The sequence below is a fragment of the Egibacteraceae bacterium genome, assembly GCA_035540635.1.
Classification (GTDB): domain Bacteria; phylum Actinomycetota; class Nitriliruptoria; order Euzebyales; family Egibacteraceae; genus DATLGH01.
The window spans coordinates 70,873-96,381 of the sequence record DATLGH010000045.1 but is presented as its reverse complement, the minus strand read 5'-3'; the positions used below and the strand labels follow the sequence as shown (position 1 = coordinate 96,381).

The window sequence follows — 25,509 nt, the reverse complement described above, 5'->3', positions numbered from 1 at the left end:
TACCGTTATGTCGACATGGTTGGAGAGGGACTGAGCCGATCTGAGGTGGACGCACAGCTCCCTCAAGCCGAACTTGAGGGTAAGGCTCTTTCGCGAAATGCCGGTCCGTGACACCACGGACACGCGGTACGCTCTACCTCGGCGCCTAGCGCTACACTGGCACGACGGACCGCGGATACGTCGTCCGGAGCACGCGCGCCAACGGGCTCGCCGCAGGGCGAGCGAACCACCTCTGGCGCCGGACGTGATGAGCGGGCATCCGCATCTCATCTTCGGGCGTGTTCGCCCACGCACGGATGGCAGCTGGGGCCCTCGCACCAGCCCACCCGAGCTCGCGCGCGTCCCTCGCGCGTGACCTCTACCGCCCCGCGCACTGAGCGGCGGCAGGAGCACTCACTGTGACGACCACGTTCACCGAACTCGGCGTCCCGCGCCGACTCATCGACGTACTCGCCCGTCGCGGCGTCACCACGCCGTTCCCCATCCAGGCCGCCACGATCGCCGAGGCAATGGCGGGCAGGGACCTGTGCGGCCGTGCGCCGACGGGCTCGGGCAAGACCCTGGCCTTCGCTATCCCGCTGGCTGCGGGCGTCGGCCCGGGCAGCCCCCGCCGGCCACGAGCCCTGGTGCTCGTCCCCACCCGGGAGCTGGCCTCCCAGGTCGCCGCCGAGGTGCGTCCCCTCGCCGAGGCGCGCCGGCGCACCGTGGCGACGTTCTACGGCGGGACGACGATCAGCCGCGATCAGCGCTGCCTGCGCCGGGGCATCGATGTCGCCATCGCCTGCCCGGGGCGCCTCGCCGACCTCGTCCGCCGCGGCGACGCAGACCTGTCCGATGTCGACTTCGTGGTGGTCGACGAAGCCGACCGCATGGCCGACATGGGCTTCCTTCCGGAGGTCAGGCGTCTGCTCGACCTCACATCCGGGCAGCGCCAGACCCTGCTGTTCTCGGCCACCCTCGACGGGGACGTCGACGTGCTCATCCGCCGCTACCAGCGCAACCCCGTCCGTCACGAGCTGGCGGGCACCAGCGCGTCGACCGGCGACGTCCGCCACTTCTTCTGGCACGCCCCGCCCGCCGACCGGGTGGCGTTGACCGGTGAGGTTGTGCGCACCGTCGCCCCCGCCATCGTCTTCACGCGCACGAAGCACGCCGCCGACCGCGTCGCCAAGCAGCTGAACCGCCAGGGCGTCCGCTCGGCAGCGATCCACGGCAACCGCTCCCAGAACCAGCGGGAGCGTGCGCTCGCAGACTTCTCCACGGGTCGGGTCACCGCGCTCGTCGCCACGGACGTCGCGGCGCGTGGCATCCACGTTGACAACGTCGGCGTCGTCGTCCACTTCGACCCACCGGCCACCGACAAGGACTACGTCCACCGGTCTGGGCGCACAGGGCGTGCCGGGGCCGGCGGACTGGTCGTCACGCTCGTGGCACCGGACAAGGTGCGCGACGTCAAAGGCCTGCAACGGGCGCTTGCCATCCATCAGCGCATCGACGCGTTCGCCGTCGGGGACCTGACCGGCGACGGTGGCGCCCGCCGGGGCGACGTCCCCGCACCGGCCAAGCCTGCCCGACCAGGCCCGGCGAAGGGTCGCCCTGCGCCGCGGGGGTCCGCCCGCCGCAGCGGGGGCCGCAAGGACGGTTCGCCACACGGCACCCAGCGACGGGCACGACAGGGCTGACAGGCGGCCCCCGTGCGCCGAGCTCAGGGCCCCCCGCCCGGGCCGTGTGCCATGATCCGCCCATGAGCGCCTCGCGTGAGCAGGCCGTGATCGACACCTTCGTCGAGCTGGCCGACACGCTCGCCAGCGACTACGACATCGGCGACTTCCTGCAGATGCTCGTGGACCGCTGCGCGGACGTGCTCGAGGTGGAGACCTGCGGCGTCCTCGTCGAGTCGCGCGGAGGCGACCTGCGACTGGTCGCCGCGACGTCCGAGACGATGGAGGAGCTCGAGGACACCGAACTCCGGTTCAAGGAAGGCCCCTGCCTCGACGCCTATCGGACCGCCGAGCAGGTCACGAGGGAGAACATCAGCAAGGAGGCCGAGCGGTGGCCGAGGATTGTCGCCAAGGCCACGGAGATGGGACTCGCCGCGGTCTACGCCTTCCCCATCCGCCTACGCGACGACTGCATCGGCGCGCTCAACCTCTACCGGGAGGTCACCGGCGCCTTCGAGGAGAACGACGTCCGGCTCGCGCAGGCGTTCGCGGACATCGCGGCGATCGGCATCCTTCAGCAGCGCAAGGTCGCCGACGCGGAGGACCGGGCGCACCAGCTGCAGTCGGCGCTCGACAGCCGCGTGGTCATCGAGCAGGCCAAGGGCATCATCGGGGAACGCCACCAGCTGACCCCCGCGGAGGCGTTCCAGGTCATCCGCACCTACAGCCGCAGCCACAACCGCAAGCTGCGTGACGTCTGCGAGGGCATCGTCAAAGGCGATGTCGCCGTGGGCCCGTAACGGCGGCAGGAGCGGCTCAGGCGTCTTCTCCGCCGAACAGCTCGTCGTCGTCGGAGGCCACCGCCTCCCGCTCGGCCAGCGAACCGGCCGCGGGCGCGTCCCCGCCGCTCTGGCGCGAGTCCTCGACGAGCTCGTCGTCCTGCACGTCTGGAGTTGGACGCGCACCGCTGTGTTCCGTCACGATGATCACTCCGGTCGAAGGAGTCCTCGCCCAGCCTGGCCCCGTGCTCCGGGCAGCAAACGTCGTCGCGGGCCGACTCTCGGTGAGGATTGCCCCGCTCCGCCCCCGGGTATCGAACGGGCGTTTGCCGACGGCCGCGAGGAGGAGCAACGTGGATCGCAACCCCGAGAAGGAGCCGAAGGAGTGGGTAACCGGTGACGAGCCGATGACCGGACCCCAGGAGTCGTACCTCTCGACGCTGGCCCAGGAGGCCGGCGAGCCGGCACCCCCGGACGACCTGTCGAAGGCCGAGGCGTCCGAGCGCATCGACGAGCTGCAGGAGCGCACCGGCCGAGGTTAGGCCGAGCGGAGCCATAGACTGGGCGCTCTCTCCCCTGGAGGCCTTGGACATGGGTGATCTCGAGCTGGTCGAAGCGTTCGTGAACGGCGAGAGGGACGGCAGCGTGCCGGGCCTTCAGATCCAGGGCGACGTGCTCTACGTCGGGGGGTGGTGGCACGCCGCGCTGCGCGTCACGCCGGACGTCTACGTCGTCCGCGCCGAGCCACCCCCCAAGCCGGTCCCGGTGCTCGAGCTGCTGGCGGTCGCCTTGGAGCGTTCGGGCCTGCAGGCGGTCGACGGTGGTGACAACCCGCTCATCAACGCGATCACCTACGTGACCGCCGACGTCAGTGGCCTCGAGTGGACGCTGTGGGCGCCCGACGCCGAGCGCGGCGCGGCAGCCATCGCCCACCGGGCGGGGTCGGAGACCGCGCCGGCCTCGGGGCAGGAGTCGGACATCGGCGTGTTCGAGGGCTTCGACGCTCCCGGCGAGCCGCTGACCGAGAACCTCCCCGGCAACTACGGTGACATCAGCGCCGAGTTCGCGCGCGCCCTGCTCGATGGGATGCCGATTCCCGTCGTGCTCGCCGTCGGCCTCGGCGAGGACGTCGTCACCGATCTCGAGATGCTGCTGCCGAGCTGCCGTATCGAGCACCGCAGCTTCGACGACGCGATCGCCACGTGCGGCATGCTGAAGCCCGACCTGGTGCTCGTCGACACCGCGGAGGACCGTGGCCAGCGCTTCGTGCTGGAGTTCCGGGCCGAGGCCTGCGGACGGGTCGTGCCCGTCGCCGCGGTGAGCGTCGACGATGTGCCGCCGGGGGCCGACGTGACTCTCGACCCCCGCACCGGTCCCCTGGCCTGGCAGGACCAGCTCGTCGCGCTCCTCCCGTGACGGCCGCGGGCGCCGTCACGGGCCCCGCGCGGTCACGGCAGGGGTGGAATGGTGGGGCCGGGACCCCCCAAGGGGCCCTCCTCGGGCCCGCTGCCCGCAGGCGGCGCGTCCTCTGGGGGCCCCGCCTCGGGTGCGCCCGCCGACGGGCCCGCCTGGGGGTCCGGCGGCGGCGCCGGCGCGGCGCCGTCGGCGGGGTCGTTGCGGTAGCGCTCCGGCAACGGGCCGGGACGCAGGCCGAGCAGGATCGAGCAGACCGGCCACGCCTCCCACCCCTGGATGGCGAGCAGGCGCTCCGCCCGCGCGATCTGCTCCTCGCGTGTCGCCTCGTGGGGCATTCCCGTGCCCCCGACGAGGAACCAGCTCTCCGGCAGGAACTGCAGCCCGCCGTAGTAGCCGTTGCCGGTGTTGATGTGCCAGTCGCCGCTCGACTCGCACAGCGCCAGACGGTCCCACACAGTCATACGGCCGTCGAAATCGAGCACCCGGGGGACGCGTGGGTCGACGATGACGTGGGCGGGAGCCCCGAGCGTGCGCTCCAGCGCCCGGGCGACGTCGTCGGGACGCGCGTCGGCGGTGAGCGCGACGAGCAGCGACCGCGGCGCGGCGCCGAGACCCAGCAGCTCGCCCGTGACCATGCTGACGATCGCGTCGGCGACCGGTGGTGTCGCATGGGTGGCGAAGGCGCCGACCCGGACGGCGGTCTGGTGGTCCCCGAAGGGCACGTGGCTGCCGAGCTGGAGGGCGAGGCGCTGTGCGTGCTCGTGGGTGAAGACCGCCTCTCCGGCCGAGAGCCGCTCCCAGAGATCGAGCGCATCAGCGGTCACCTGGGGCGTGAGGACCCGGAACCCGGCCGGGTCCACCATCGCCACCCGCAGGGGGATGCGCCCACCGCCCGGCTCCCCGACGGCGGTGTCGGCGACGGCGACGACCGTGGCGAAGCTCACCCCCTCCATGCCGAGCGCCGTCTCGAGCGCCCCGTCGCCGACCCCGTCGACGCGCACGCCGGCTCGTTGCACCTCGACCGGGCCGAGGGGAGGCGCGGCGACGCCCGCGCCCGGCTCAGCCGACTGCCCGACCGGATCGGTGGACCCCGCAGGATCGCTGCCCGGCGTGGCGCTCACCGCCGACTCCGCGGGCAGATCGTCGGACGTCGCCGGGATCGTGCGGAACGACACGCTCGAGCAGAGCAGGGCGAGCAGCGCCAACGCCGCGAGGTGGCGCCGCAGGCCCTTCTGCCCATCCCCCACGGGCGGGTTCTCAGCCGCCCGTGGCCGGCGCCGACACGTCAACCTCGGCCCATACCCGCTTCCCACCGACCGTGGGGCAGACGCCGAAGTCGGCGGCGAGCGCTTCGACGATGAGCAGCCCGCGTCCGCTCACGTCGCCCTCCCCCGCGTGCCGGGACCGCGGCAGCTCCCGCGACCCGTCCCCCACCGCGACGCGCGCCCGCTTGCCGTCGTAGCCGACGAGGACAGTGATGGCATCGTCGCCGTGACGGACCGCGTTGCCGACGAGCTCGCTCGTGATGAGCTCGACATCGCCCCCCTCGACGAGCTCGGACATGCGCCAGCTGTGCAGCACCGCCACGGTGAACCGCCGTGCCACGGGCACCGAGGAGGCATCGGGGGCGAGAAGGATCCGGGCCTGGCGCGGCGGCGCCGGCCGGCCCTTCGCGCCCCAGTGCGGCTGCCCGACCGGGTAGCCGGGCAGGTCGTGCAGGTCGGTCCAGGAACCGAGCGCGTCGCGCAGCCGGCGGTCGGGGTCCTCGCCGGCGTCGCCGGGCACGCGCACCACGAGCACCATCGCGTCGGCGGCGAGGTCACGGCCGGCGTGGGCGGTCGCCCCCTCGAGGACCCGCTCGGCGAGCGCGCCGGCGGGCTGGCCCGCCCCGGCCAGGAGCGTCGCCGGCAGCCGCTCCTCGGCATACGCCGCACCGGCGGCGTCGCGTGCGTCGGTGACCGCACCGTTTGCGAACACGAGGGCGTCCCCGGGGCCCAGGCCCACCCGGTCTTCGGCGAAGTCGGGTTCGCGCGCGCCCCCGAGCGTCGGCCCGCGCTGCCCACGCACGTCGATCCAACCCGCCCGCCGCACGAGGACCGGTAGGGGAGCACCGCCGCAGCCGATCGACACCCACGCGCCGCACCGGTCGAGCTCGAGAAGGGCGAACGCGAGGCTCACCGTGTGCCCTGCCCCGGCCCCTGACCGCACCCGGCGGTCGAGGGCCCGCAGCGCCGCCACCACACCGAATTCCGTCCCGGCGACGGCGGGGAGCGCGTCAGCGCGCACCGCCGACGCCACGGCCGACCGTTGCGGGCCGGAGACCAAACCGATCGCGAGCACCCAGGTGTTCAGCCCGCAGCGCAGCGTAGCGACGAGCTCGCCGGTGGGGGCTCCGGCGGGCCCGCAGCGCAACGCGGCGTCCATGCCGGGAAGGTCAGGCTCCACAGCACGGGTCGGGGGGGCGGTGCCACACGTCGCCACGATCGACCTCCGACGACTGCACAGCCATCCACTGTACGCGAAGCCGGGCTCGCGAGCCGGGGCGTCGTCAGTGGCTCGCCAAGCGAGCGGTGACACGCGCGGTCACCCGCTTACGGCCATGACCTCCAGCTGGATGTTGTCGGGGTCACGGACCGTCACGATAGCCACGTCACCCGACCCGCGCCTGACCTCGGAGTGGACCACGCCGAGCTCCTCGAACCGGCGCTTCACCGCGTCAACCTCGTCGAGCGTCGCGACCTGGAAGGCGACGTGGTCCAGGCCGGTCCTCCGCTCGTCGAACGCCTCCGCGGCGCCGCCGTCGTGGCGGGTGAGGGTGACCACCACACCGGAGGCCGGATGGCGCAGGCGGGTACGCCGGAAGGTCGCCTCCTCCACCTCGCTGTGGACGGCGAACCCCAGGACCTCGGTGTACCAGTCGACGCTGCGCGGCAGGTCGCTGACGGTCAGGCTCAGGTGGTGCACTCCCGTTATGGCCGGCACGGTGGTCGTCCTTTCGTAGCGAGGCCGTAGCGCTCCCGGTAACCTCGGTGTATGCAGCCGGTGGAGACGTGCGAGGCCTGCGGCAGCGAGGTGGCCGCCGCCGAGGCCGTCCGGGTGGAGATGGCCGTCGAGGACCTCATGTGCCCGACGCCGATGAGCTTCCACCGTGAGTGCTACGAGTCCGCCGACCAGGTCTGGGGTCCCCCCACGGGCGAGAGCCTATGTGCGGTCGATCCGGAGTTCCCCGACGAGACCCGCCGGTGGCTGGAGATCTCCGGGGCGACCACCCGCACCGACGAGCCGTAGCCGCCGGGTCTGCCCGAGTGGTGCGTAGACTCCGCGCATGGACGACCCCGTCACCCTCTGGTTCAACCCGCGCTGCTCGAACTGCCGCACGGCCGATGCCCTGCTGAACGAGCGCGGCGTCGACGTGCGCGAGGTCCACTATCTCGTCGATCCCCCGGGCCGCGCGACGCTCGAACGGGTCATGGAACAGCTGGGCATCGACGATCCCCGGGAGATCCTCCGGGCGAAGGAACCCGTGTACGGCGAGCTCGGCCTTGCCGACGCGGGCCGCGACGAGCTGCTCGACGCCATGGTCGCGCACCCCATCCTCATCCAGCGGCCGATCGCCATCCGCGGCGACCGGGCGGTCGTGGCCCGCCCACCCGACCGGGTGCTCGAGCTGCTCGAGTAGCACCACGCGAACCCTCCCGCCGCCGCGGCTCGACCTGCGGTGCATCCGCCGGGGCGCACCGCCCCGCCAGGTGCCGCGCGACGGTGCTCACAGCCGGGGGCCGGAGGAGTAGGGGGTCTGGGCGGTCAGGCAGTCGGCGAGCTTCCCGGCGAGGGCGGCGAAACCTTCCGCGGACGCGCCGAGGACGGCGGACGCGTCGGCGTGGGGGGCGTCCGCCGCGAGGCGCCCGGCGTGCGCGCCGAGGTCGCTCAGACGCTCGTGCAGCAGCGCCCACGCGGCACGGCGGTGGGGCAGCAGGTGCAGCGAGCGGAACAGCTCGAAGCTCATCCCTGCGGTCATGCCGGGGTGCCCCGCGCCCGCCGGCAAGCGTGTGAGCAGTGTCCCGAGCGGCTTGAGCAGGCGGAACATCGCATCGACGCCCACGGTGGCCAGGACCGTGAGCTCCTCGTCGGTCTCGTTCGTGTGCGCGAACGAACGGGCGAGGACCTGCAGCGTCGCCGCGTACGCGGCGTTGGCGAGCTCGGCGACGGCGGCGGTGAACGGGTCGGACACCACGTTGACCGGGTCGCAGTCGACCGGTTGACGCACGAACGGGTTTGCGAGGACCGGCCACGCGGGCGCGAAGCCGGGATCGGCGGCGACCTGCTCGGCGAGCTCGCGCTCGACGGCGAGGAAGCGCCCGTAGTGACCGTCCTGCCAGCGTCCCCGGGCGCCCTCCCCCTCCTCCACGATGCGGTCGATGACCGCCTGCGCGCTCGCCAGGTCGGTCACGGGCTCGAGCTCCGGCAAGGCGAAGTCGACCCGGGTCGCCTGCGCGCGGGGTGACCCGAGGAACACCGCCTCCTCTCCGCGCTGCGCGACGAGGTTCGCAAAGCCATGGCCGATCCCCCTGTAGAGGTGCCCCACGGTCGCGAACCGCTCGGCGCGCGGGACGATCCCCACCGGCCCGTCCGCCGGCGGGTGCGCCCGGCGAGGGGAGGTGAACGCGGGGGCGTCGCGCTCTTCGATGCCCTCGGGTCGCTCGAGGTAGACGAAGTGGCGGAGTGTGTCGGCGTTGAACGGCTCCAGCGACAGCTGCACGTCCTCCGGGTAGTAGCGCGCGCGTTGCGGGAGGTTCGGCCGGGCGAGGTGCGGCGCCGCGCCGATCGCGGTGAGCAGGTTCGACACGAGCGCGAGGTGCGCCATCTCCTGCACGGCCACCCCGGTGACCGTGCGCTCCCAACGGCGGACCGCTGCGAGCTGCCCTCCGCCGAGACCGTCCCCGTCGCGGGTGCGCATGCTCCACGCGGCGAACAGGTAGGCGCACGTCAGGCTGTGCTCGAGCTCGGCGGCCTCGCAGAGGACGAAGACGAGCTGCTCGCGGGTGTCGATGTGCAGCGGCGGCTCTCGCGTCGCGGACATGGCCCCTCCGGTTTTCACGGCAACAGGCAGCCTACGGGGCGGTCACCTCGACCGGCGACGGGAGGAGGCGGGCGTGGCCGATGCGGTCGACGGCGAAGGAGCGCTCACCCGAGCGCAGGTGGCAGTACCCGCTGAGGAGGTCGTCGCGGAACGACCACGGGTCGACGACGCGCTCGGTGGCGGCGCCGCCGCGGGACGAGGCGAAGTACCGCAGGCGCACCTGCCGCCGCTCCCCCACCGCACGCTCGAGCAGCGCCCGGATCGCGCGCGGGCCGACGGCGTCCTCCGCCGTGCCCGGCAGGGCGGGCGTGCCGGCCACCACGGTGACGACGGCGTCGTCGCTCAGGCGCACACCGGCCCGGCGCAGGGCGGCGCTCACCGCGGTCGCCGAACGAGGCGACACCGCGACGGTCGGGGCGACCGCCCGGAGCTCGGCGCCCGCCACAGTGAGCGCCCAGTCGAGCCGGCCCGGCTCCGGCGCGACGACGACGCACCCCGCCGCCTCGACGCGCATCGACCGCGGCGAGGCCTCACCGGCCGCCGGTTCGAGCGCCAGGGTGAGGTCGAGGAAGCCCTCGCGCGCCTCGTCCACCAGCGCGAGCTGCCCGCCCTCGTCGACGTGGACGAGGGCCCGTCGCTGCAGCCAGTCAAGCGGTGGAGGCAGTGTCCCGTGACCCCACCAGCCGCGTCCGAGCAGGTCCTCCACCGGCGACGGCCCCGCCTCGACGAGCCGCACGAACGCTGAACGGGCACCCTCGGGTCCGTGGTCGAGCGCCGTGCGCACCGTGCCCTGCCCGCGCAACGTCTCCCGCAACCCCCGTTGCGCGGCCGCCCGGGACGTGGGGGGCTCACCGGTGCCGAGCAGCCGAAGCGCCTCACGGATGCGGTCGAGCGGGAGCGCGCCGACGCCGGGCACCGGTGCTACCCCGCCGCCCCCGCTGCGCCGCCGGCGAAGCGGTCAGCCTCGACGTCCACCTCCTGGACCACCTCGGCGAAGAGCGCCTCCACGAACGCGTCGCCGTCGAAGTCGGCGAGGTCGTCGACGTCCTCGCCGAGGCCGACGAGTTTCACCGGCAGCCCGAGCGCCCGCTGGATCGCGACGACGATGCCGCCCTTCGCGGTGCCGTCGAGCTTCGTCAGCACGACGCCCGTCACGTCGACGGCTTCGAGGAACGCCCGTGCCTGCGACAGGCCGTTCTGACCGGTCGTCGCGTCGAGAACGAGCAGGACCTCGTCGCAGGGGCCCGCCGCCTTCTCCATCACCCGCTTGACCTTGCCGAGCTCGGCCATGAGCGCGGTCTTGTTCTGCAGCCGGCCCGCGGTGTCGACCATCAGGACGTCGGCGTCGGTGGCCTTGGCGGCCTGGTAGCCGTCGAACGCCACCGCCGCGGGGTCGGCGCCCTGCTGGTGCGCCACGACGCGGGCGCCGGCGCGCTCCCCCCACAGCTGCAGCTGTTCGGCCGCCGCCGCGCGGAAGGTGTCGGCGGCGGCCAGCACCACCGTCTGGCCGGCGCGCGTGTGGCGGGCCGCGAGCTTGCCGATCGAGGTCGTCTTGCCCGTGCCGTTCACGCCCGTCACGAGCCACACGCTCGTGCCCTCGGACCGCTGACGAAGGCTGCGGTCACCGACGGACAGCTCCTCGCGCAGCGTCTCCTTCAGGACCCGCAGCGCGTCCTCACCGGTGCGGGCGCCTTCGGCCTTCGCACGGCTGCGCACGCTCTCGACGATCTCCATCGTCGCTTCGACTCCCACGTCGGCGGCGATGAGCGACTCCTCGAGCTCCTCCCACGCCTCCTCGGTGATGCCCCGTCCAAAGATCGAGGCCACGTTGACCCCGAGGCTGTTGCGTGCCCGGGTGAGCCGGGCGATGAAGCGCTCCCGGGCGGTAAGCGGCGCCGGCGGCGCCGGCGGCGCCGCCTCGGCGGGCGCGGGAGCCTCCGCGACCGCGGGCTTCTCGGCCGGTGCCGACTCGACATCCTTCTCGGGCTCGGCGACGGTTGGTCCGGCATCCGGTTCGACGTCGACCGCCTGGTCCGGGACGGTCGCCTCGTCGGTCGTGTCGTCCGGCGGCAGGCCCTGCTCCGGGGCGCGCTGCTCGAGCTGCTGGCGCATCGTCTCGTCGATCGCGACCCCTCGACGCCGGCGAGCCGACGTGAAGGCCACGATGACCACCCCGACGAGGGCGACCGCAAGCAGCACTGCGAGGATGAGCGGTTCCACGGGTTCTCCACGGCCACGAGCGCGGCCCCGTCGACGGCGTCTGTCCCCGTGAGCCTAATCGTGGCACTACCGCTTCGCTACATGAGCGCCTGATCGTGGCTACCGCTTCGCTACATGAGCGCCTGATCGTGGCACTACCGCTTCGCTGCAGGAGCGGCTGGCCACCCGCCGGAGCCCTATCCCTGAGGGCTGCCAGCCGGCGCCGCTTCCGTGAGGCGCTGGCTGATGACCTTCGACACGCCCCCGGCCTGCATGGACACCCCGTAGAGGACGTCCGCGACCTCCATCGTGCGCGTCTGGTGGGTGACGATGATGAGCTGGCTCGTCGAACGGAAGTCGCTGACGACGGCGAGGAAGCGCTGGAGGTTGACGTCGTCGAGGGCGGCTTCGACCTCGTCGAGGACGTAGAAGGGCGACGAGCGGGCGGCGAAGATCGCGAAGAGCACCGCGAGGGCGGTCAGGGAGCGTTCCCCGCCCGACAGCAGCGACAGCCGCTTGACGCGCTTGCCCGGCGGGCGCGCCTCGACGTCCACACCGCTCTCGAGCAGGTCGTCGGGGTCGGTGAGGACGAGCCTTCCGGTGCCGCCGGGGAACAACCGGGGAAAGATCCGCTCGAACTGCGCGGCCACGTCGGTGAAGGCGGAGCTGAACACGTCCTTGATGCGCTCGTCGACCGCGGCCACAACCTCCGCGAGATCGCGCTTCGTGGTCTTGAGGTCGTCGATCTGCTCGACGAGGAAGCGGTGGCGCTCCTCGAGGGCCTCGAACTCCTCCTGGGCGAGCGGGTTGACCGTGCCGAGCAGGGCGACCTTGCGCACGAGCCGGTCCTCGGCCTCGGCGAGCTCGCTGTCACGCGCCTCCCCGCCGCCGAGCAGCTCCTCGCCCCGGCCCCTCGCCTCCTCCAGCGCGGCATCCGCGTCGAGCCCGAGGTCCCTGCTCAGCCCGTTGCGGACCGCGTCGAGCTCGTGGCGCAGCTCGGCGCGGCGCAGCTCCTCGCCGTGGCGCTGCTCCCGCAGCTCCGTGACCGCGGCCTCGTGCTCGCGAAGCCGGTTGCGCACGACCCCGAGCTCGCGCTGCTGCGCCGCGCGGGCCTCCTCCATGCGGTCGCGCTCCTCCGCGGCCAGCCGCAGTGACGCCTCCGCCCGGGCGAGACCTGCCGCGCTCACCACGGTGAGCGCCCGGCACCGTTCGATGGCGGCGAGTCGGCGGCGGCGGCGGTCCTCGCGCTCGGCGAGCTGCCGCTCGACGTCGTCGGCCTCCTGCTCGAGGGCCTGCACCCTGCGCGCGAGCTCGTCCCCTCGTTGCGCTACGGCGCTGGCGGCCAGCCGGGCCTGGACCTCCTCCTCGCGTGCCCCGGCGAGGACGTCGTCGAGGCGTTCGGCCTCGAGGTCGGGGCCACCCGCCCCGTGCGTGGCGTCGTCGTCGGCCTGAGCGGCGGGCCCACGCGCTTCCAGGGCGGCCTGCCGTGCGCGCTGGCTCGCGATCTCCTCGGCGAGGTCGGCCTGCTGGCCGACGAGGACCTCGAGCTCCCGCTCGCAGGTCTCGAGCTCCTTGCGGAGCCGGCCGAGCCGCTCGGCGGCTGCTGTGAGCTGCCCGTCGCACTCCTGCATCGCGGACGCTGCCGCGTCGTACGCCTGGCGGGCCGCCGCGAGCGCCCGGTCGGCGTCACCGACCTGGCGATGCGCGACGAGCAGGTCGTTCCCCACCCCTTCGAGCTGGGACTCGGCCTGCTCGGCGGCCGCCCGTGACAGCACCGCGCTCGACGGGGCCGCCGAGCCTCCGGCGTAGCCGCGGGCCCCGGCGAGCTCCCCGCCCCGGGTGACGAACACGAGATCGGGGTGGCGCTCGGCCAGGCGGCAGGCGGCCGCGTAGTCGTCGCCCGCATGATCCGCCACGACGTACACCCCGGCGAGCGCGCGGCACAGGGCCGCGTGCACCGCGGGATCGGCGTGCAGCGACGCGGCGAGCGGCCGCACCCCGGGCTCGTCGAGCGTGTCGGGTGGGGGGGCGTCCTCCGCGGCGGCGAGCAGGACGACCCGTCCGAGCCGTTCGCTGCGCACGAACCCGACGGCCTCTGCCGCGTCGCCCGGCGAGGCCGCGACGAGGGCGTCACCCAGGGTGCCCAGCGCCGCAGCGACCGCCCTCGCCATGCCGTCGGCGACGCGGACGTGGTCGGCGAGCGGGCCGACGATGCCCTCGACGCGCCCGTCGTCGGCGGCGGCGGACAGCGCCTGCGTGCCCTCGGTGGCCTCCTGTGAGGCCGCCCGCAGCGCGTCCGCCCGCGCCTCGAGGGACGCACGCGCGCGTTCGAGGTCGCGCTCGCGGCGGACGGCGGCGTCGGCGGCGGCCTGGCGGCGCTGCAGGTTCCTCTCGGCACCTGTCAGCTGCTCGGCGAGGGCGGTGCCGGCGACGTCGAGGCGCTGGATCTCCGACCGTACGGACTCGGCGTCGGAGCACAGCTCGTCGCGGCGGGCCCGCAGCCCGGAGACCTGGCTTGCGAGGCGTCCCTCCTCGCTCGCGGCCTGCCCGAGGGAGGAACGCAGCGCCGAGACCTCGCCCTCCCAGCGCAGCACGCGCTCGCGTGCCTCCGACCGGCGGCGTGCCTCGGCCGCGGCGGCCTGCTCGTGCGCCCGGCGGGCGTGCTCGGCCGCCCGGCGTGCCGCGGATGCCTCCGCGGACGCCTGCTCGGCGGAGCGCGCGGCAACCTGCAGCTCGTCGAGGCGGGCGCGCTCCCGTTGGGCCTGCTCGCGCAGCTGAACCGGATCCCGCCCGGCGACCGGCTCCTCGACCGCGTCGACGAGCCCCTGCCGGCGCTCCTCGATGCGTTCGCCGAGCCCCCGGTAACGCTCGACGAGGTTGGCGAGCCGGAAGTGCGTCTCGGCCGCTGCCTGGGCGCTGGGGGCGAGGTCGGCGAGCGCCTTCTCCACGGCGAGCTCGTCGGCACGGGCGGCGGCGAGGGCCGCCTCGGCGGCCGTCAACCGCGCGTCGGAGGCCTGCTGCGCTCCTTCCTCGTCGCCCCACCGATCCGAGAGGGCGACGAGCTCGCGCAGCGCCCGGGCGACCCGCACCTTTCGAAGCGCGGCCTGGAGCTCAGCGTGCTTGGCCGCCGCCTCCGCCTGGCGCTCGAGGGGTCGCAGGTTGCGGCGCACCTCGCGGACGACGTCCGTGAGCCGTTCGAGGTGCCCGTCGAGCGCGGCGAGCTTGCGCAGTGACCGCTCCTTGCGCCGCCGGTGCTTGAGGATGCCTGCAGCCTCCTCGATGAACGCCCGGCGCTCCTCGGGGCGGGCGTTCAGCACCGCGTCGAGGCGGCCCTGACCGACGATCGTGTGGTTCTCGCGACCGAGGCCGGTGTCGCTCAACAGCTCCTGGACGTCGAGCAGGCGGCACGGCGTGCCGTTGATGGCGTACTCGCTCTCGCCGGAGGCGAACATCGCCCGGGAGACCGTCACCTCGCTGAAGTCGATCGGCAGGGTCCCCGCCGTGTTGTCGATGGTGATGTCGACCGCGGCGCGGCCGAGGGCGGCTCGACCCGGCGCGCCCGCGAAGATGACGTCGGCCATCTGCCCGCCCCGCAGCGTCTTCGCACTGTACGTCCCGAGGACCCACGCGAGCGCGTCGACGACGTTCGACTTGCCCGACCCGTTCGGACCGACGACCACGGTGATGCCCGACTCGAAGTCGAGGGTGGTCTTGTCCGCGAAGGACTTGAAGCCCCGTAGGGTAAGTGACTTGAGGAACACCCGGTGCGCGCCTTGTCGTGGGAGCGGCAGACGGCGCGGAGTGTAACGAGGGCCCCCCGCTGCACGAAGGACCCGCTGCGCTGCCCCGGCATGCGAGAGCGGCCCGCCCGGGGCCGCTCGAACGCCGTGGTGCGGTTGCCTAGCTGCCGGTCAGGACCACCTCGTCGCGCTCCCGGAGCGCTTCCTGGAGGAGGGCGTTGTCGTGATGCGCGCGGCTCAGCTCCTGCTCGAGCTGGGCTACGCGGGCCCGCAGGGCGGTGATCTCAGCCAGGAGTCGGTATGGCCGGTTGTCCCACGATCCTATGAGTGCCTTCATGCGGCGATTCCTCCTGCTATTGACCTGGTGTCCCGTCGAGGGGCGGCGGCGGTTGTCCGCTGGGGTGGCGCGCGGGCAACGCCACGAGGGGCGCCCCCGACCGGCGTTCACGAATTCACGAGCGCACTCTAGCATACCCACTACCGGATGGCGCAAGCCCGCGCTCAAGCAGCGAAGCGGTAGCGGCCCAGGAAAGCCGCTCAAGCAGCGAAGCGGTAGCGGCCCAGGAAAAGCCCGTACGCTACCCGCCATGAGCCAATCCCTGCCCCGCACGGTCGCCCAGCTGCTCACCGGCGCGGGCGCGGCTGGCAGTGCCGCCCTGCTGTGGCTGTCCGTCAGGCGGCGTCCGGTTCCTGTCGAGCGCCGCATCCCCGAGCCGCCGCCGAACCTGCCACCCGGCACGGTGGTGCACGTGCCCGGCTACGGGGAGTTCTTCGTCCGCGACACCGGCGCGCCGGCGGACCGTCCCGACGCCCCGCCGATCGTGCTCCTGCACGGCTGGATGTTCAGCGCGGACGTGACCTGGTTCACCTGCTACGAGGAGCTCGCCCGCTACGGGCGCGTCATCGCCGCCGACCACCGCGGGCACGGCCGGGGTCCGCGGCCCATCGAGCCGTTCCGCCTAGCCGACGTGGCCGACGACGTCGCGGCGCTGCTCCGTCACCTCGGTGTGGACTCGGCAGTGGTGGTCGGCTACTCGATGGGCGGCACGATCGCGCAGCTGTTCTGGCACCGCCATCCCGAGCTCGTGCGTGGGCTCATCCTGGCCGCCACGAGCGCTTCCTTCAGCGTCGACGCGCGTGATCGATGGGCATGGCGGATGATGGGAGCGCTCCAGCTCATCCTCCGGGTGTTCCCCCGCGACATGTGGGAGCGGGCCGCCCACGCCCAGGCGAAGAGCAAGTCGAACATCCGCCTGTCCCGGCTCATAAGCCCCGCGACGCCGGCGGAGGTCATCGAGCTGCTGCCGTGGATCACGGGGGAGCTGTCGCGCGACAGCGCCGAGGACGTCGCCGAGGCCGGGCGGGAGATGGGTCGGTTCGACGCTCGCGGATGGCTGGGGACGGTGGACGTGCCGACGGCCGTCCTCATCACCGGCGACGACGGCCTGGTCGCTCCCGCCAACCAGCGCGACCTCGCGGCCCGGGTTCCCGACTGCTACGTGGAGGAGCTCGCGATCGACCACGACGGCGTCGTGTCCCGCCCCGACGTGTTCGTGCCCGCCCTCGTCAAGGCGGTCCAGCAGGTGCTCAACGCGTGAGCGCACCGACTTCGACGTCCCTCGACGTCGACGAGACGCGCGGCGGGCCCCGCGAGCAAAGCAGCAGGACCTGAGCGCGGCCCCTCGCGCGCCGTAGCCACTCGGGGCCCCGACGCCGTCAGGGGCCAGTGACCTGCTGGTCGGCGGCGGCTGCGAGCGCCGCCTCCCGCCGCAGCCGGAGCTCGTTGCCGACCGCGGCGCCGACAGCGGCGGCCGGCACGGCGAGGAAGGCGCCCACGACCCCGGCGAGGACGGCGCCCGCGATGACCGACAGAAGGATGACGACCGGGTGCAGCTGCACCGCCCGACCCATCACGACCGGCTGGAGCAGGTTGCTCTCGAGCTGCTGCACGGCGACCACGACGGCGGCGGTTAGCAGGGCGTCGACCGGTCCACCGCTCACGAGGGCGACGAAGACGGCCACTCCACCGGCGACGGTTGCGCCGATGATCGGGAAGAACCCACCGATGAAGGTGAGGACCATGAGCGGCAGCACGAGCGGGACGCCGATGAGCACGAGTCCGAGACCGATGCCGAGGGCGTCGACGAGCGCGACGATGCTCACGCCGCGCACGTAGCCGAGGAGGGTGCTCCAGGCGCGCTCGCCGATCGCGGCCACCTCCTCCCGCCGGTGAGCGGGAGCGCGGGCGAGCAGCCAGCCCGTCAGGACGTCCCCGTCCTTCACGAAGAAGAAGACGAGCACGATGGTGATGAGCACCCCCGCGAGTACCTCGACCGCGACGACCGCGCCGGTCAGCAGGCCGGTGGTGATGGGCCCGAGGTTCGCACGCGCCTGGGCCGCGGCCTGCGCGAAGAGCCTGTCGACCTGCTCGGGGCTCATGTCGAGCGGCCCGTGGACGAGCCAGTTCAGCGCATCCTCCCCGCCCTCGGCGACCTCGTCGCCCACGCCGCGGAGCTCGGCGGCGACCGCCGGTGCGAGCAGCGCGACTATCCCGGTGAGCCCGAGAAGCGCGGCGGCGAGCACGACCGCCGCGGCGAGGGCCGGTGGCCAGCGGTGTCGGCTCAGCCATCCAGCCGGCGGTGCGAGCAGCGTCGTCACGAGCATCGCCACGAACACGGGCAGGATCACGAGGAACAGCTGCGTGGTGACGAAGAGGACGACGCCGACAGCCGCAGCGACGACGAGCAGCCGCCAGCTCACCGCCGCGAGCGTCCCGAGCAGCGGCGGTACCCGCGGTGGGTCGGTCACCTGCCGCGGACAGTGGTCAGGAGGCCCCAAAGCGCGTCAGGTCTGGCACTGCCCGCAGAAGTAGGACACGAGCTTGCGGTCGGTCTTGCCGCGCCGGATCGGCTGGCGGCAGCGGGCGCACGGGTCGCCTTCCTTGCCGTAGACCTTGAGGTGCTCGCTGTAGTCGTCCTCGTCGAGCGGGTCAGGTGCCTCGCCGGCGGCCGTGTCGGAGGTTCCCTGCTTCACCGCCTCCTGGAGGACCTCGAAGACCGCCCGGTACAGCCGGCGGACCTCCTGGCTCGACAGCGTGTGGGACGAGCGCTCGCCGGACAGGCCGGCCGCCCAGAGGACCTCGTCGGAGTAGACGTCGCCGAGCCCGATCATGAACGACGGGTCGACGAGCAGTGGCTTGAGCTTTGTCCTGCGGGCCTTCAGCTGGTGGTCGATCTCGTGCCAGGTGAACACGTCGGCGAGGGGGTCGATGCCGGCCACCTGCAGGTCGGGGGAGTTCGCGACATCGTCCACTTCGGTAACCCACAGCTGGCCGTCCTTGCCCGAGTCCGCGTAGTGCAGGGCGCCGCCGGTGGTGAAGGTCGCGACCACCTGGGTGTGACGCGTGGCGTCCGCCGTGGCCGTTTCGCGCGTGAGACTCGCGTGCTCACCAAGACGGACCACGAGGACCTTGCCCTCGTCGAGCTCGAGCAGCAGGTCGGTCCCCCGCCGGCTGATGGCCTCGATCTTGCGGCCCTCGAGCGCCCGCACGAACTCGGGCCGGTTGCGGTGGCGTCCGACGACGCTGGCGGTCTTGACGGTGACCTCTTTGAACCGCTTGCCCACGATGTCCTTCTCGAGGTTCTTGCGGATGACCTCGACCTCGGGCAGCTGGGTCACCGATGTCCTCCATCTTCCAGATCGGTCTCCGACGATATCGCCAAACGTTGGCTCAGCGTGGCATATGCCTGCTCGGCCGCGCCCTGCTCAGCTTCCTTCTTGTTCCGGCCCTGGCCCCTGCCGAGCACCAAGCCGTCGACCTCGACCACGGCGGTGAAACGCTTGGCGTGATCGGGGCCCTCCTCGGTGAGGTGGTAGACGGGCAGCGTCGACAGCTCGCCCGCCGTGAGCTCCTGCAACGAGGTCTTGAAGTCGAGGGAGCCCCGCCACGTCGCGAGCTCGCTCAAGAGCGTGGAGAAGAGCCGGTCGATGAGTCCGGTCGCCGCCTGCAGGCCCTGGTCGAGGTAGACCGCTCCGATGAGCGCCTCCATGGTGTCGGCGAGGATCGAGTCCTTGTTCCGGCCGCCCGACTGCTCCTCCCCCTTGCCGAGCCGGACCTCCCTGCCGACCCCGAGCTTGCGTGCGATCGCGGCCAGGCTCCGCGTGTTCACGGCAGAGGCGCGGATCTTGGCGAGCTTGCCCTCCGGGGCGTCGGGCAGCGCCCGGTAGATCGCGTCGGTGACGACGAGGCCGAGGACGGCGTCGCCGAGAAACTCCAGCCGCTCGTTGGTCGGCAGGCCACCCGCCTCGAAGGCGTGGCTGCGGTGGGTCAGGGCGCGCTCGAGGAGACCCCGGTCAGCGAACGTGACGCCGAGCCCCTCTTCCAGTGACACGGGCCCCGGGGTGGTGCTCAACGGGCCTCCGGGTCGACGACGGTCGAGGAGCCGGCGATGCGTTCCGCAGCCTGCGCGACGGTGCGGAGCTCGAGCAGCTCCGCGTCACCGAGCCGCATCCGCTCTCCCCGGCCCCGCAGGTCGCGCTCCACCCCCTCCACCACCTCGACGAGGTCGAGGGAGTCGGCGTGGAGGTCCTCGTCGAATCGGGTGTCGGGTGCGACGTGCGCGGGATCGACAGCCATGACCCCGGCGATGCGCCGGACGAGCAGCTGCATGACCTCCTCAGCGGTCGCCACGTCACCCCCCCAGCGGCTGCGCGTCTCCGAGCCGTTGCGCGACCCGGAGCGACAGTCCGGCTCCGGCGACCGCGTGCGCGGTGCGCAGCCCCCCCGCGAACTCCGCCTCCCCCGCCGCGCCGTGCGCGACGAGCACCTCCCCGCGGACGCCGAGGAGCACCGCCGCGCCGGCGTCGTCGGCGAGCTGCGCCGGCCGCGCGACGGCCTCGGCGGTCTTGAGGAAGACGTTCCCGGTGAAGCCGTCGGTCACCACGACGTCGACCGCGCCGGCGAAGACCTCGGACGGCTCGACGTTGCCGGTGAAAGCCGGCTCCCCCACGAGCAGCTCGTGGGCCCCTCTCGCGAGCGCGTTGCCCTTGCCCGCCTCCGCGCCGACGTTGAGCAAGCCGACCCGCGGCTCCCGCACCCCCCGGACCTGGGCGTAGGCGACACCCATCCGGGCGTAGGCGGCCAGCGCGTCCGGTTGCGGGTCCGCGCTCCCCCCAGCGTCGAGCAGGATCACCCCGTCGCCCCCCACCGGCAGCACCGCGGCGACGGCCGGTCGGCGGATGCCACCGATGCGCCCGAGGGTCAGCAGCGCCGTGGCGAGCGTCGCGCCGGTCGAACCGGCCGAGAGCAGCGCGCCCGCGCGACCGTCCGCCACGAGCTCCGCCGCCACGCGGATGCTCGCCCGGGGCTTGCCCCGGACGCCGATGACGGGGTCCTCGTCGTTGCCGACGACCTCGGCCGCGTCGACGATCTCGAGGCCCCCCGGCGCACCCGCCCTCTCCAGGGCCGCGGCGAGCTCGGGGCGGCGGCCGACGAGGAGGACGGACAGGCCGTCAGCAGCCGCGCGAAGAGCGCCGGCCACCGCCGCCGCGGGAGCATGGTCGCCGCCCATCGCGTCGAGGGCGATCGCCGGCGCGCTCATCGACGGGCGCCACCGGCGAGCACCTCATCGCGGTCAGCGCGCGACCGCCCCACCCCGCACAACCCGGAATCGCCTGAGAGGGGCGCCGCCGCTTTCGCACCCCGAGCGGCTGAGAGGGGCGCCACCGCTTCCGCTCCAAGAGCACGGCGACTCACCAGCTACTCGACCTCGAGAACCTGACGATCCGCGTAGAACCCGCACGTCGCACAGACGGTGTGGGGTCGCAGTGCCGACTTGCAGCGCGGGCACGCGGCCGCGGCCGGCGGCGCCGTCCGCATCCACTGAGCCTTGCGATGGCGGGTGCGCGAACGGGACTTCTTGCGCTTCGGTACGGCCACGTCCTCGGTTCCTTCCGTGTCAGCCGGCCGGGTCGGCCAGCCGTGTCAACCCGTCGGGGCGACCGTCATCCGGTCAGGCGCCCGCCGCGTCAGGCGGCAGGCGCAGGCCCTCGAGGGCCGCCCAGCGGGGGTCACGCTCGCGGTCCGCGCAGTCACAGTCCACGTCGTTGCGGTTGACGCCGCACGAGGGGCACAGCCCCCGGCAGTCGAAGTTGCAGAGCGGCTGGTACGGCGCCGCCGGCACGACGGCGTCACGCAGCAGCGTGTCGAGGTCGATGGTGCCCTCGCAGATCTCGTAGCCGGCATCGACCTCCAGGTCCTCGTCCGGATGTCCGGGCACCGTCGGGTCGGAGAAGAGCTCGGTCACGCCGGCACACACCGTCTGCTCGACGGTGGTCAGGCACCGTGCGCAGGACATGCTGAGCACCGCCTCGACGGTGCCGCGCACGAGGAGCCCCTGGACGACGCTCTCGATCACTCCGGCGAGGCGCAGGGGGTTGTGGACGGTGACAAGCGGCAGGACAAGACCGTCGGGCACGCCCATCGCGACATCGACCCGGCGCGACGCGCCAGGCCGGTCCAACAGGTCGGTGACCGACAGCACGGAGTCGTGGTTCTTCGTCATCATGATCGTCATCGCACGCAGAGGTCGGAGGGCGAACCGCTGAGCGGCGGCGGGCAGGCGCCCGTTTCGGGCCGGACAGGCGATTGTAGCATCGCCTCACGCCTCGTGGTCGTAGAACTGGCCCCCACCACGTAGGGGCCCGCCGTACTCGTCGACGGCCTGGCTCAAGCCGTTCGACGCTTCGCCGACGTCGGCGAGCTCGTCCGTGGCAAGGCGCCCCCGCAGGCGATCACGGCCCTTCTCCACGGCCTTCAGGGTCTTGTGCAGGGTGATCTCGAAGGTGGCGAGCTTGCCGTCGGCGTAGTCCTCGGCCTCCAGTCGCAAGGTCCGTGCCGCGTCCCTGGCCTCCTCGAGGATGCGGTCGGCCTCGCGCCGGGCGGCCCGCACGACCTCCTCCTGACCGACGAGCCGGTCCCGCTCCGCCCGGGCATCCGCAATGAGCTGCTCGGACTCCCGGGCGGCTTGCGCGAGGACCTCGTCGCGCTCCTTGATGATCCAGCGCGACTGGCGGAGCTCTTCGGGCAACCCGGCGCGCAACTCGCCGATGAGCTCATCGAAGTCGTGGCGGTTGACCATGACGGAGGCAGACAGCGGCACCGGTCGCGCCTCGGCGAGCAGGTGCTCCATCTTCGAGAGAAGGGACTCGACGTCCACGGTGGTGATTCCTTTGGCTGCTGCCTTCAGTCGAGGGTTCCCCGGAGCCGTTCGGCGACCGCAGGCGGCACGAGGTCGGCGACGTCGCCACCGAAGCGTGCCACCTGCTTCACCAGCGACGAGGAAAGGAAAGAGTACACGGGGCTCGTGCTGATGAAGAACGTCTCGACCCCCGCGAGGTGGCGGTTCATCTGGGCCATCCGCAGCTCGTACTCGAGGTCGCCGGTGCCGCGCAGACCCTTGACGACGACCGAGACCGCCTGTTCACGGCAGAAGTCGACGAGCAGCCCCTCGAACGCGACGACCTCGGCGTTGCCGACGTGGTCGGTGCTCGCCCGCAGCAGCTCGACGCGCTCGTCGACGCCGAACAGGGGGTCCTTCCCGACGTTGCGCAGGCACGCGATGACGAGGCGGTCGAACTGGGCGGCCGCCCGCTCTATGACGTCGACGTGCCCGTTGGTAACCGGGTCGAAGGTGCCGGGGCAGACGGCGGTGGCGCGGCGCATTCCGGGGACCCTACCGCTGCGCTGCTCGAGGGTCGTTCGGGGACCCTACCGCTGCGCTGCTCGAGGGTCGTTCGGGGATCGCAGGGGCGGGTCAGCGCGCAGGTAGAGCAGCACGGTGTCGCCGTAGACCCTGCGGCGGTCGAGGGCGAGGAAGGGCGGCGGGTCCGTCTCGAGGTGCGGGTCGCGGCGGTCACGCTCGACGACGACCGTGACGCCGGGGGCGAGCGCCCCTGCGGCATGCAGCCCTGAGAGCAGGCGGTACACCTCCGGCAGCGGGTCTTGGTACGGCGGGTCGGCGAGCACCAGGTCGAACGGGCCGCCCCGCGGCTCGGTGGCGAACGCCGCCGCGTCGCAACGCATGAGCAGCGCCCTGCCCGCAAGCCTCGTACGGGCGAGGTTGCGCTCGGCCACCGCTGCGGCGCGACGGTCGCGCTCGACGAGCGTCGCCGCGGTCGCCCCCCGCGACAGGGCTTCGACGGCCAGTGCTCCCGAGCCGGCGAACAGGTCGAGTACGCGGGCGCCGACCACCCGCGGACCGATGCTCGAGAAGAGCGCCTCTCGCACCCGGTCGGCGGTGGGACGGACGTCCCGGCCCGCGGGCGCCTCCAGCCTATGTCCGCGCGCGCTGCCCGCAATCACCCGCACGGCCGCTCACCCCGCTTCGAGCTCGGCGAGACGCTCCTCGCCGTAGCGGCGGGCGACCTCGTCCCGCAGTGGGGGGAAGGAACGCAGGTCGGGGTCCTCCTCGACGAGACCCCGGGCGTCCTCCCGCGAGCGGGCGACCCACTCGATGTCCTGCGCCAGCCGCGCGAGCTTGAGGTCCGGCAGGCCGGACTGGCGGGTGGCGAACAGGCTGCCCTCCCCGCGGAGCTCGAGGTCACGCTCGGCGAGGCGGAACCCGTCGGTCGTGGCGGCCACGGCCTCCAGCCGCGCGTTGTCCTCGGAGGCGCTCGAGAACAGCACGCAGTAGCTGCGCGCCCGTGCCCGCCCGACCCGCCCCCGCAGCTGGTGGAGCTGGCTGATGCCGAAGCGGTCGGCGTCCTCGATGACCATGATCGTGGCCTCGGGGACGTCCACGCCGACCTCGATGACCGTCGTCGCGACGAGCACCTGCACGCGCCCGTCGCGGAAGGCCTCCATCGTCTCGTCACGAGCCGCGGCAGGTAGGCGACCGTGCACCAGGCCTACGGTGAGGTCGGGGAACACGTCGGCGGCGAGGCGCGCGTGGGTGGTCTCGGCCGAGGCGACCGACCGGTCGCCCCCGCCGGGTTCCTCCACCCGCAGCAGGTTGGAGTCCTCCACGAGGGGGCAGACGACGTAGGCGCGTTCGCCCGCAACGACCCGGGTGCGGACGTAGTCGTAGAGGCGCTGGCGCCGGGGCGACCCGGTGGGCAGGATCTCGGTGTGCACCGGCTGGCGACCCGGCGGCAGCTCGTCGAGGACGGTGACGTCGAGATCGCCGTAGACCGTGAGCGCCAGCGACCGCGGGATCGGCGTCGCGGTCATGACCAGCACGTCGGGGATGCTGGCGTCCACCGCGTGTCCGCGCTTGTCCCGCAGGCGCTTGCGGTGCTCGACGCCGAAACGGTGCTGCTCGTCGACGATGACCACGCCGAGGTCGGCGAAGGTGACCCGCTCCTCCAGCAGGGCGTGCGTACCGATGAGCAGGTCGATCGTGCCGGCGGCGAGCTCGGCGAGCAGGCCGCGCAGCTGCTTCGCGCTCGTCGCGCCCGTGAGCAGCTCGAGGCGCGGGCCGCCAAACAAGTCCGCACCCGGCCGGTCTCCGCCCCCGGGCGCCCGGCTGCCTGCGTAACCTCGCCGCAGCGGCTCGAGGAGAGCGGTGAACGTTCGCAGGTGCTGCTCTGCGAGGACCTCGGTCGGGGCCATGAGCACGGCCTGCCGCCCGTTGTCGACCGCGGTCAGCATCGCCCACGCGCCGACGAGCGTCTTGCCCGACCCGACGTCGCCCTGAAGCAGGCGGTGCATCGGCTTCGGTCGGGCGAGGTCGGCGCCGAGCTCGGCGAAGGCCCGGCTCTGGGAGGCCGTCGGCGTGAAGGGCAGCCGGTCGAGCAGCGCCTGCGCGAAGCCGTCGGTGCGCGGTTCGTTGACGAGCCCGAGCGCGCGCGACTCGAGGCGTTGGCGGCGCCGCTGGAGCCCGACCTGCAGGGTCAGCAGCTCGTCGTACACGAGGCGGGTGCGCGCCGGCTCGACCGCCCCGAGGTCGGGAGGGCGGTGAATGGTGCGCACCGCCGCGTCGAGGCCGAGAAGGCCCCATCCGGCGCGGAGCGCGTCGGGCAGGTGGTCGGGGATCGGCGGGAGCACGTCGAGGGCCGCGGCCACGAACTTGGCGATGCGGTGGCTCGGAAGCGCCTCGGTGGCGGGGTAGGTCACCTGGACGCGGTCCGCGACGGGACCGGTCTCCTGGTCCGACAGCTCGACGAGCTTGGGGTTCTTCAGCCGCAGGGTGTCACGGAAGCGCTCCAACGTGCCGCTGGCGGCCACCCTCCTGCCCTCGGGGATGCGGCGCGGCCACCACTCCTGGTTGAAGAACGGCACCTCCACCCGCCCGCCGTGCTCGTCGGCCACGGTGGCCTTGACGATGGTCATGCGCCTTTTGCGCGCGCGGAACACGTTCCAGCGAAGGACCGTTCCCACGATCGTGACGGCCTGGCCGACGGCGGCGTCCTTCAACGCGACCTGCTCGCCGACATCCCGGTACTTGTCCTGGTGGGGGTAGTGCTCGAGGAGCTCGCGGACGTTCGTGACGCCGAACGTCTCCCGGAGGACGGTGGCCGCCGCCCGCGTCACGCCCGCCACCTCGGCCACGTCGGCCTCGAGCCAGCTCTGGGCGTCCATTGGTGGCGCAGTCTAGGCCGAGGGACGCGGCAGCCCGGCGCGCTGGCCCGGCGCG

Annotated in this window: 27 protein-coding genes; 7 read left to right on the top strand and 20 right to left on the bottom strand. The window is 73.2% G+C overall.

Translation table 11 applies throughout. The features are described from left to right. The first annotated feature begins 398 nt into the window (after positions 1–398). Positions 399–1,682 carry a DEAD/DEAH box helicase gene (locus VM324_08015; protein ID HVL99221.1) on the top strand — a complete coding sequence of 428 codons (1,284 nt, stop codon included), beginning with the start codon at positions 399–401 and terminating at the stop codon, positions 1,680–1,682. 62 nt (positions 1,683–1,744) lie between these two features. Beyond that, positions 1,745–2,461, top strand: coding sequence for a GAF and ANTAR domain-containing protein (locus VM324_08010; GenBank protein ID HVL99220.1), 717 nt, complete (start codon positions 1,745–1,747; stop codon positions 2,459–2,461). A gap of 16 nt (positions 2,462–2,477) precedes the next feature. Here VM324_08010 and VM324_08005 read toward each other — a convergent pair whose 3' ends face one another. Further along, positions 2,478–2,606, bottom strand: a complete 129-nt coding sequence (locus VM324_08005) for a hypothetical protein (protein HVL99219.1) — start codon at positions 2,604–2,606, stop codon at positions 2,478–2,480. Positions 2,607–2,793: 187 nt separating this feature from the next. On the opposite strand from VM324_08005, the gene VM324_08000 reads away from it, so the two are divergent. Beyond that, positions 2,794–2,982, top strand: a complete 189-nt coding sequence (locus VM324_08000) for a DUF3072 domain-containing protein (protein ID HVL99218.1) — start codon at positions 2,794–2,796, stop codon at positions 2,980–2,982. A gap of 49 nt (positions 2,983–3,031) precedes the next feature. Beyond that, positions 3,032–3,856, top strand: coding sequence for a hypothetical protein (locus VM324_07995; protein ID HVL99217.1), 825 nt, complete (start codon positions 3,032–3,034; stop codon positions 3,854–3,856). Positions 3,857–3,888: 32 nt separating this feature from the next. Here the strand turns inward: VM324_07995 and VM324_07990 are convergent, their stop codons facing one another. The 3 genes from VM324_07990 to VM324_07980 form a co-directional block, all read right to left on the bottom strand. Then, entirely contained in the window at positions 3,889–5,103 is a 1,215-nt protein-coding gene (locus VM324_07990) for a transglycosylase family protein (GenBank protein HVL99216.1), read from the bottom strand. A gap of 10 nt (positions 5,104–5,113) precedes the next feature. Further along, positions 5,114–6,280: a SpoIIE family protein phosphatase gene (locus VM324_07985; GenBank protein ID HVL99215.1), complete on the bottom strand. Its 1,167-nt coding sequence runs from the start codon at positions 6,278–6,280 to the stop codon at positions 5,114–5,116. A gap of 159 nt (positions 6,281–6,439) precedes the next feature. Next, positions 6,440–6,838: a VOC family protein gene (locus VM324_07980; GenBank protein HVL99214.1), complete on the bottom strand. Its 399-nt coding sequence runs from the start codon at positions 6,836–6,838 to the stop codon at positions 6,440–6,442. Positions 6,839–6,898: 60 nt separating this feature from the next. On the opposite strand from VM324_07980, the gene VM324_07975 reads away from it, so the two are divergent. Next, positions 6,899–7,144: a hypothetical protein gene (locus VM324_07975; GenBank protein HVL99213.1), complete on the top strand. Its 246-nt coding sequence runs from the start codon at positions 6,899–6,901 to the stop codon at positions 7,142–7,144. Positions 7,145–7,181: 37 nt separating this feature from the next. Further along, positions 7,182–7,535 carry an arsenate reductase (glutaredoxin) gene (gene arsC / locus VM324_07970; protein ID HVL99212.1) on the top strand — a complete coding sequence of 118 codons (354 nt, stop codon included), beginning with the start codon at positions 7,182–7,184 and terminating at the stop codon, positions 7,533–7,535. An 87-nt stretch (positions 7,536–7,622) separates the two neighbouring features. Here arsC and VM324_07965 read toward each other — a convergent pair whose 3' ends face one another. From VM324_07965 to VM324_07945, 5 genes are all read right to left on the bottom strand, one after another. Continuing rightward, entirely contained in the window at positions 7,623–8,936 is a 1,314-nt protein-coding gene (locus VM324_07965) for a ferritin-like domain-containing protein (protein ID HVL99211.1), read from the bottom strand. A 31-nt stretch (positions 8,937–8,967) separates the two neighbouring features. Continuing rightward, positions 8,968–9,852: a WYL domain-containing protein gene (locus VM324_07960; GenBank protein HVL99210.1), complete on the bottom strand. Its 885-nt coding sequence runs from the start codon at positions 9,850–9,852 to the stop codon at positions 8,968–8,970. A gap of 5 nt (positions 9,853–9,857) precedes the next feature. Continuing rightward, a complete protein-coding gene (ftsY, locus tag VM324_07955) occupies positions 9,858–11,156 on the bottom strand; it encodes a signal recognition particle-docking protein FtsY (GenBank protein HVL99209.1) in 1,299 nt (432 codons plus the stop codon). A gap of 176 nt (positions 11,157–11,332) precedes the next feature. Continuing rightward, entirely contained in the window at positions 11,333–14,896 is a 3,564-nt protein-coding gene (gene smc, locus VM324_07950; protein ID HVL99208.1) for a chromosome segregation protein SMC, read from the bottom strand. Positions 14,897–15,035: 139 nt separating this feature from the next. Beyond that, positions 15,036–15,212: a hypothetical protein gene (locus VM324_07945; GenBank protein HVL99207.1), complete on the bottom strand. Its 177-nt coding sequence runs from the start codon at positions 15,210–15,212 to the stop codon at positions 15,036–15,038. A 250-nt stretch (positions 15,213–15,462) separates the two neighbouring features. Between VM324_07945 and VM324_07940 the strand changes: the two genes are divergently transcribed. Beyond that, the gene (locus VM324_07940) at positions 15,463–16,473 is read left to right on the top strand and encodes an alpha/beta fold hydrolase (GenBank protein ID HVL99206.1); all 1,011 of its coding nucleotides are present in this window, start codon (positions 15,463–15,465) and stop codon (positions 16,471–16,473) included. Between the two features lie 118 nt (positions 16,474–16,591). Here the strand turns inward: VM324_07940 and VM324_07935 are convergent, their stop codons facing one another. The 11 genes from VM324_07935 to recG form a co-directional block, all read right to left on the bottom strand. Further along, the gene (locus tag VM324_07935; protein ID HVL99205.1) at positions 16,592–17,683 is read right to left on the bottom strand and encodes an AI-2E family transporter; all 1,092 of its coding nucleotides are present in this window, start codon (positions 17,681–17,683) and stop codon (positions 16,592–16,594) included. A gap of 36 nt (positions 17,684–17,719) precedes the next feature. Beyond that, complete coding sequence (locus VM324_07930) at positions 17,720–18,553, bottom strand: DNA-formamidopyrimidine glycosylase family protein (GenBank protein ID HVL99204.1); 834 nt, start codon at positions 18,551–18,553, stop codon at positions 17,720–17,722. Continuing rightward, complete coding sequence (rnc, locus tag VM324_07925) at positions 18,550–19,287, bottom strand: ribonuclease III (protein ID HVL99203.1); 738 nt, start codon at positions 19,285–19,287, stop codon at positions 18,550–18,552. Before rnc ends, VM324_07930 begins: the two co-directional genes overlap by 4 nt. Next, positions 19,284–19,565 (bottom strand): phosphopantetheine-binding protein, encoded by a 282-nt coding sequence (locus tag VM324_07920; protein ID HVL99202.1) that lies wholly within the window; start codon positions 19,563–19,565, stop codon positions 19,284–19,286. The genes rnc and VM324_07920 overlap by 4 nt, the downstream gene beginning before the upstream one ends. 1 nt (position 19,566) lies before the next feature. Next, on the bottom strand, positions 19,567–20,475 hold the full coding sequence (locus VM324_07915) for a hypothetical protein (GenBank protein HVL99201.1): 909 nt from the start codon (positions 20,473–20,475) through the stop codon (positions 19,567–19,569). A 158-nt stretch (positions 20,476–20,633) separates the two neighbouring features. Beyond that, positions 20,634–20,813 (bottom strand): 50S ribosomal protein L32, encoded by a 180-nt coding sequence (gene rpmF, locus VM324_07910; GenBank protein ID HVL99200.1) that lies wholly within the window; start codon positions 20,811–20,813, stop codon positions 20,634–20,636. 73 nt (positions 20,814–20,886) lie between these two features. Next, positions 20,887–21,441, bottom strand: coding sequence for a DUF177 domain-containing protein (locus tag VM324_07905; protein HVL99199.1), 555 nt, complete (start codon positions 21,439–21,441; stop codon positions 20,887–20,889). A gap of 93 nt (positions 21,442–21,534) precedes the next feature. Beyond that, positions 21,535–22,092: a hypothetical protein gene (locus VM324_07900; GenBank protein HVL99198.1), complete on the bottom strand. Its 558-nt coding sequence runs from the start codon at positions 22,090–22,092 to the stop codon at positions 21,535–21,537. 26 nt (positions 22,093–22,118) lie between these two features. Beyond that, complete coding sequence (gene coaD, locus VM324_07895) at positions 22,119–22,598, bottom strand: pantetheine-phosphate adenylyltransferase (GenBank protein ID HVL99197.1); 480 nt, start codon at positions 22,596–22,598, stop codon at positions 22,119–22,121. A 45-nt stretch (positions 22,599–22,643) separates the two neighbouring features. Further along, positions 22,644–23,237 (bottom strand): 16S rRNA (guanine(966)-N(2))-methyltransferase RsmD, encoded by a 594-nt coding sequence (gene rsmD / locus VM324_07890; GenBank protein HVL99196.1) that lies wholly within the window; start codon positions 23,235–23,237, stop codon positions 22,644–22,646. 12 nt (positions 23,238–23,249) lie between these two features. After that, the gene (gene recG / locus VM324_07885; GenBank protein HVL99195.1) at positions 23,250–25,454 is read right to left on the bottom strand and encodes an ATP-dependent DNA helicase RecG; all 2,205 of its coding nucleotides are present in this window, start codon (positions 25,452–25,454) and stop codon (positions 23,250–23,252) included. Between the last annotated feature and the right edge of the window lie 55 nt (positions 25,455–25,509).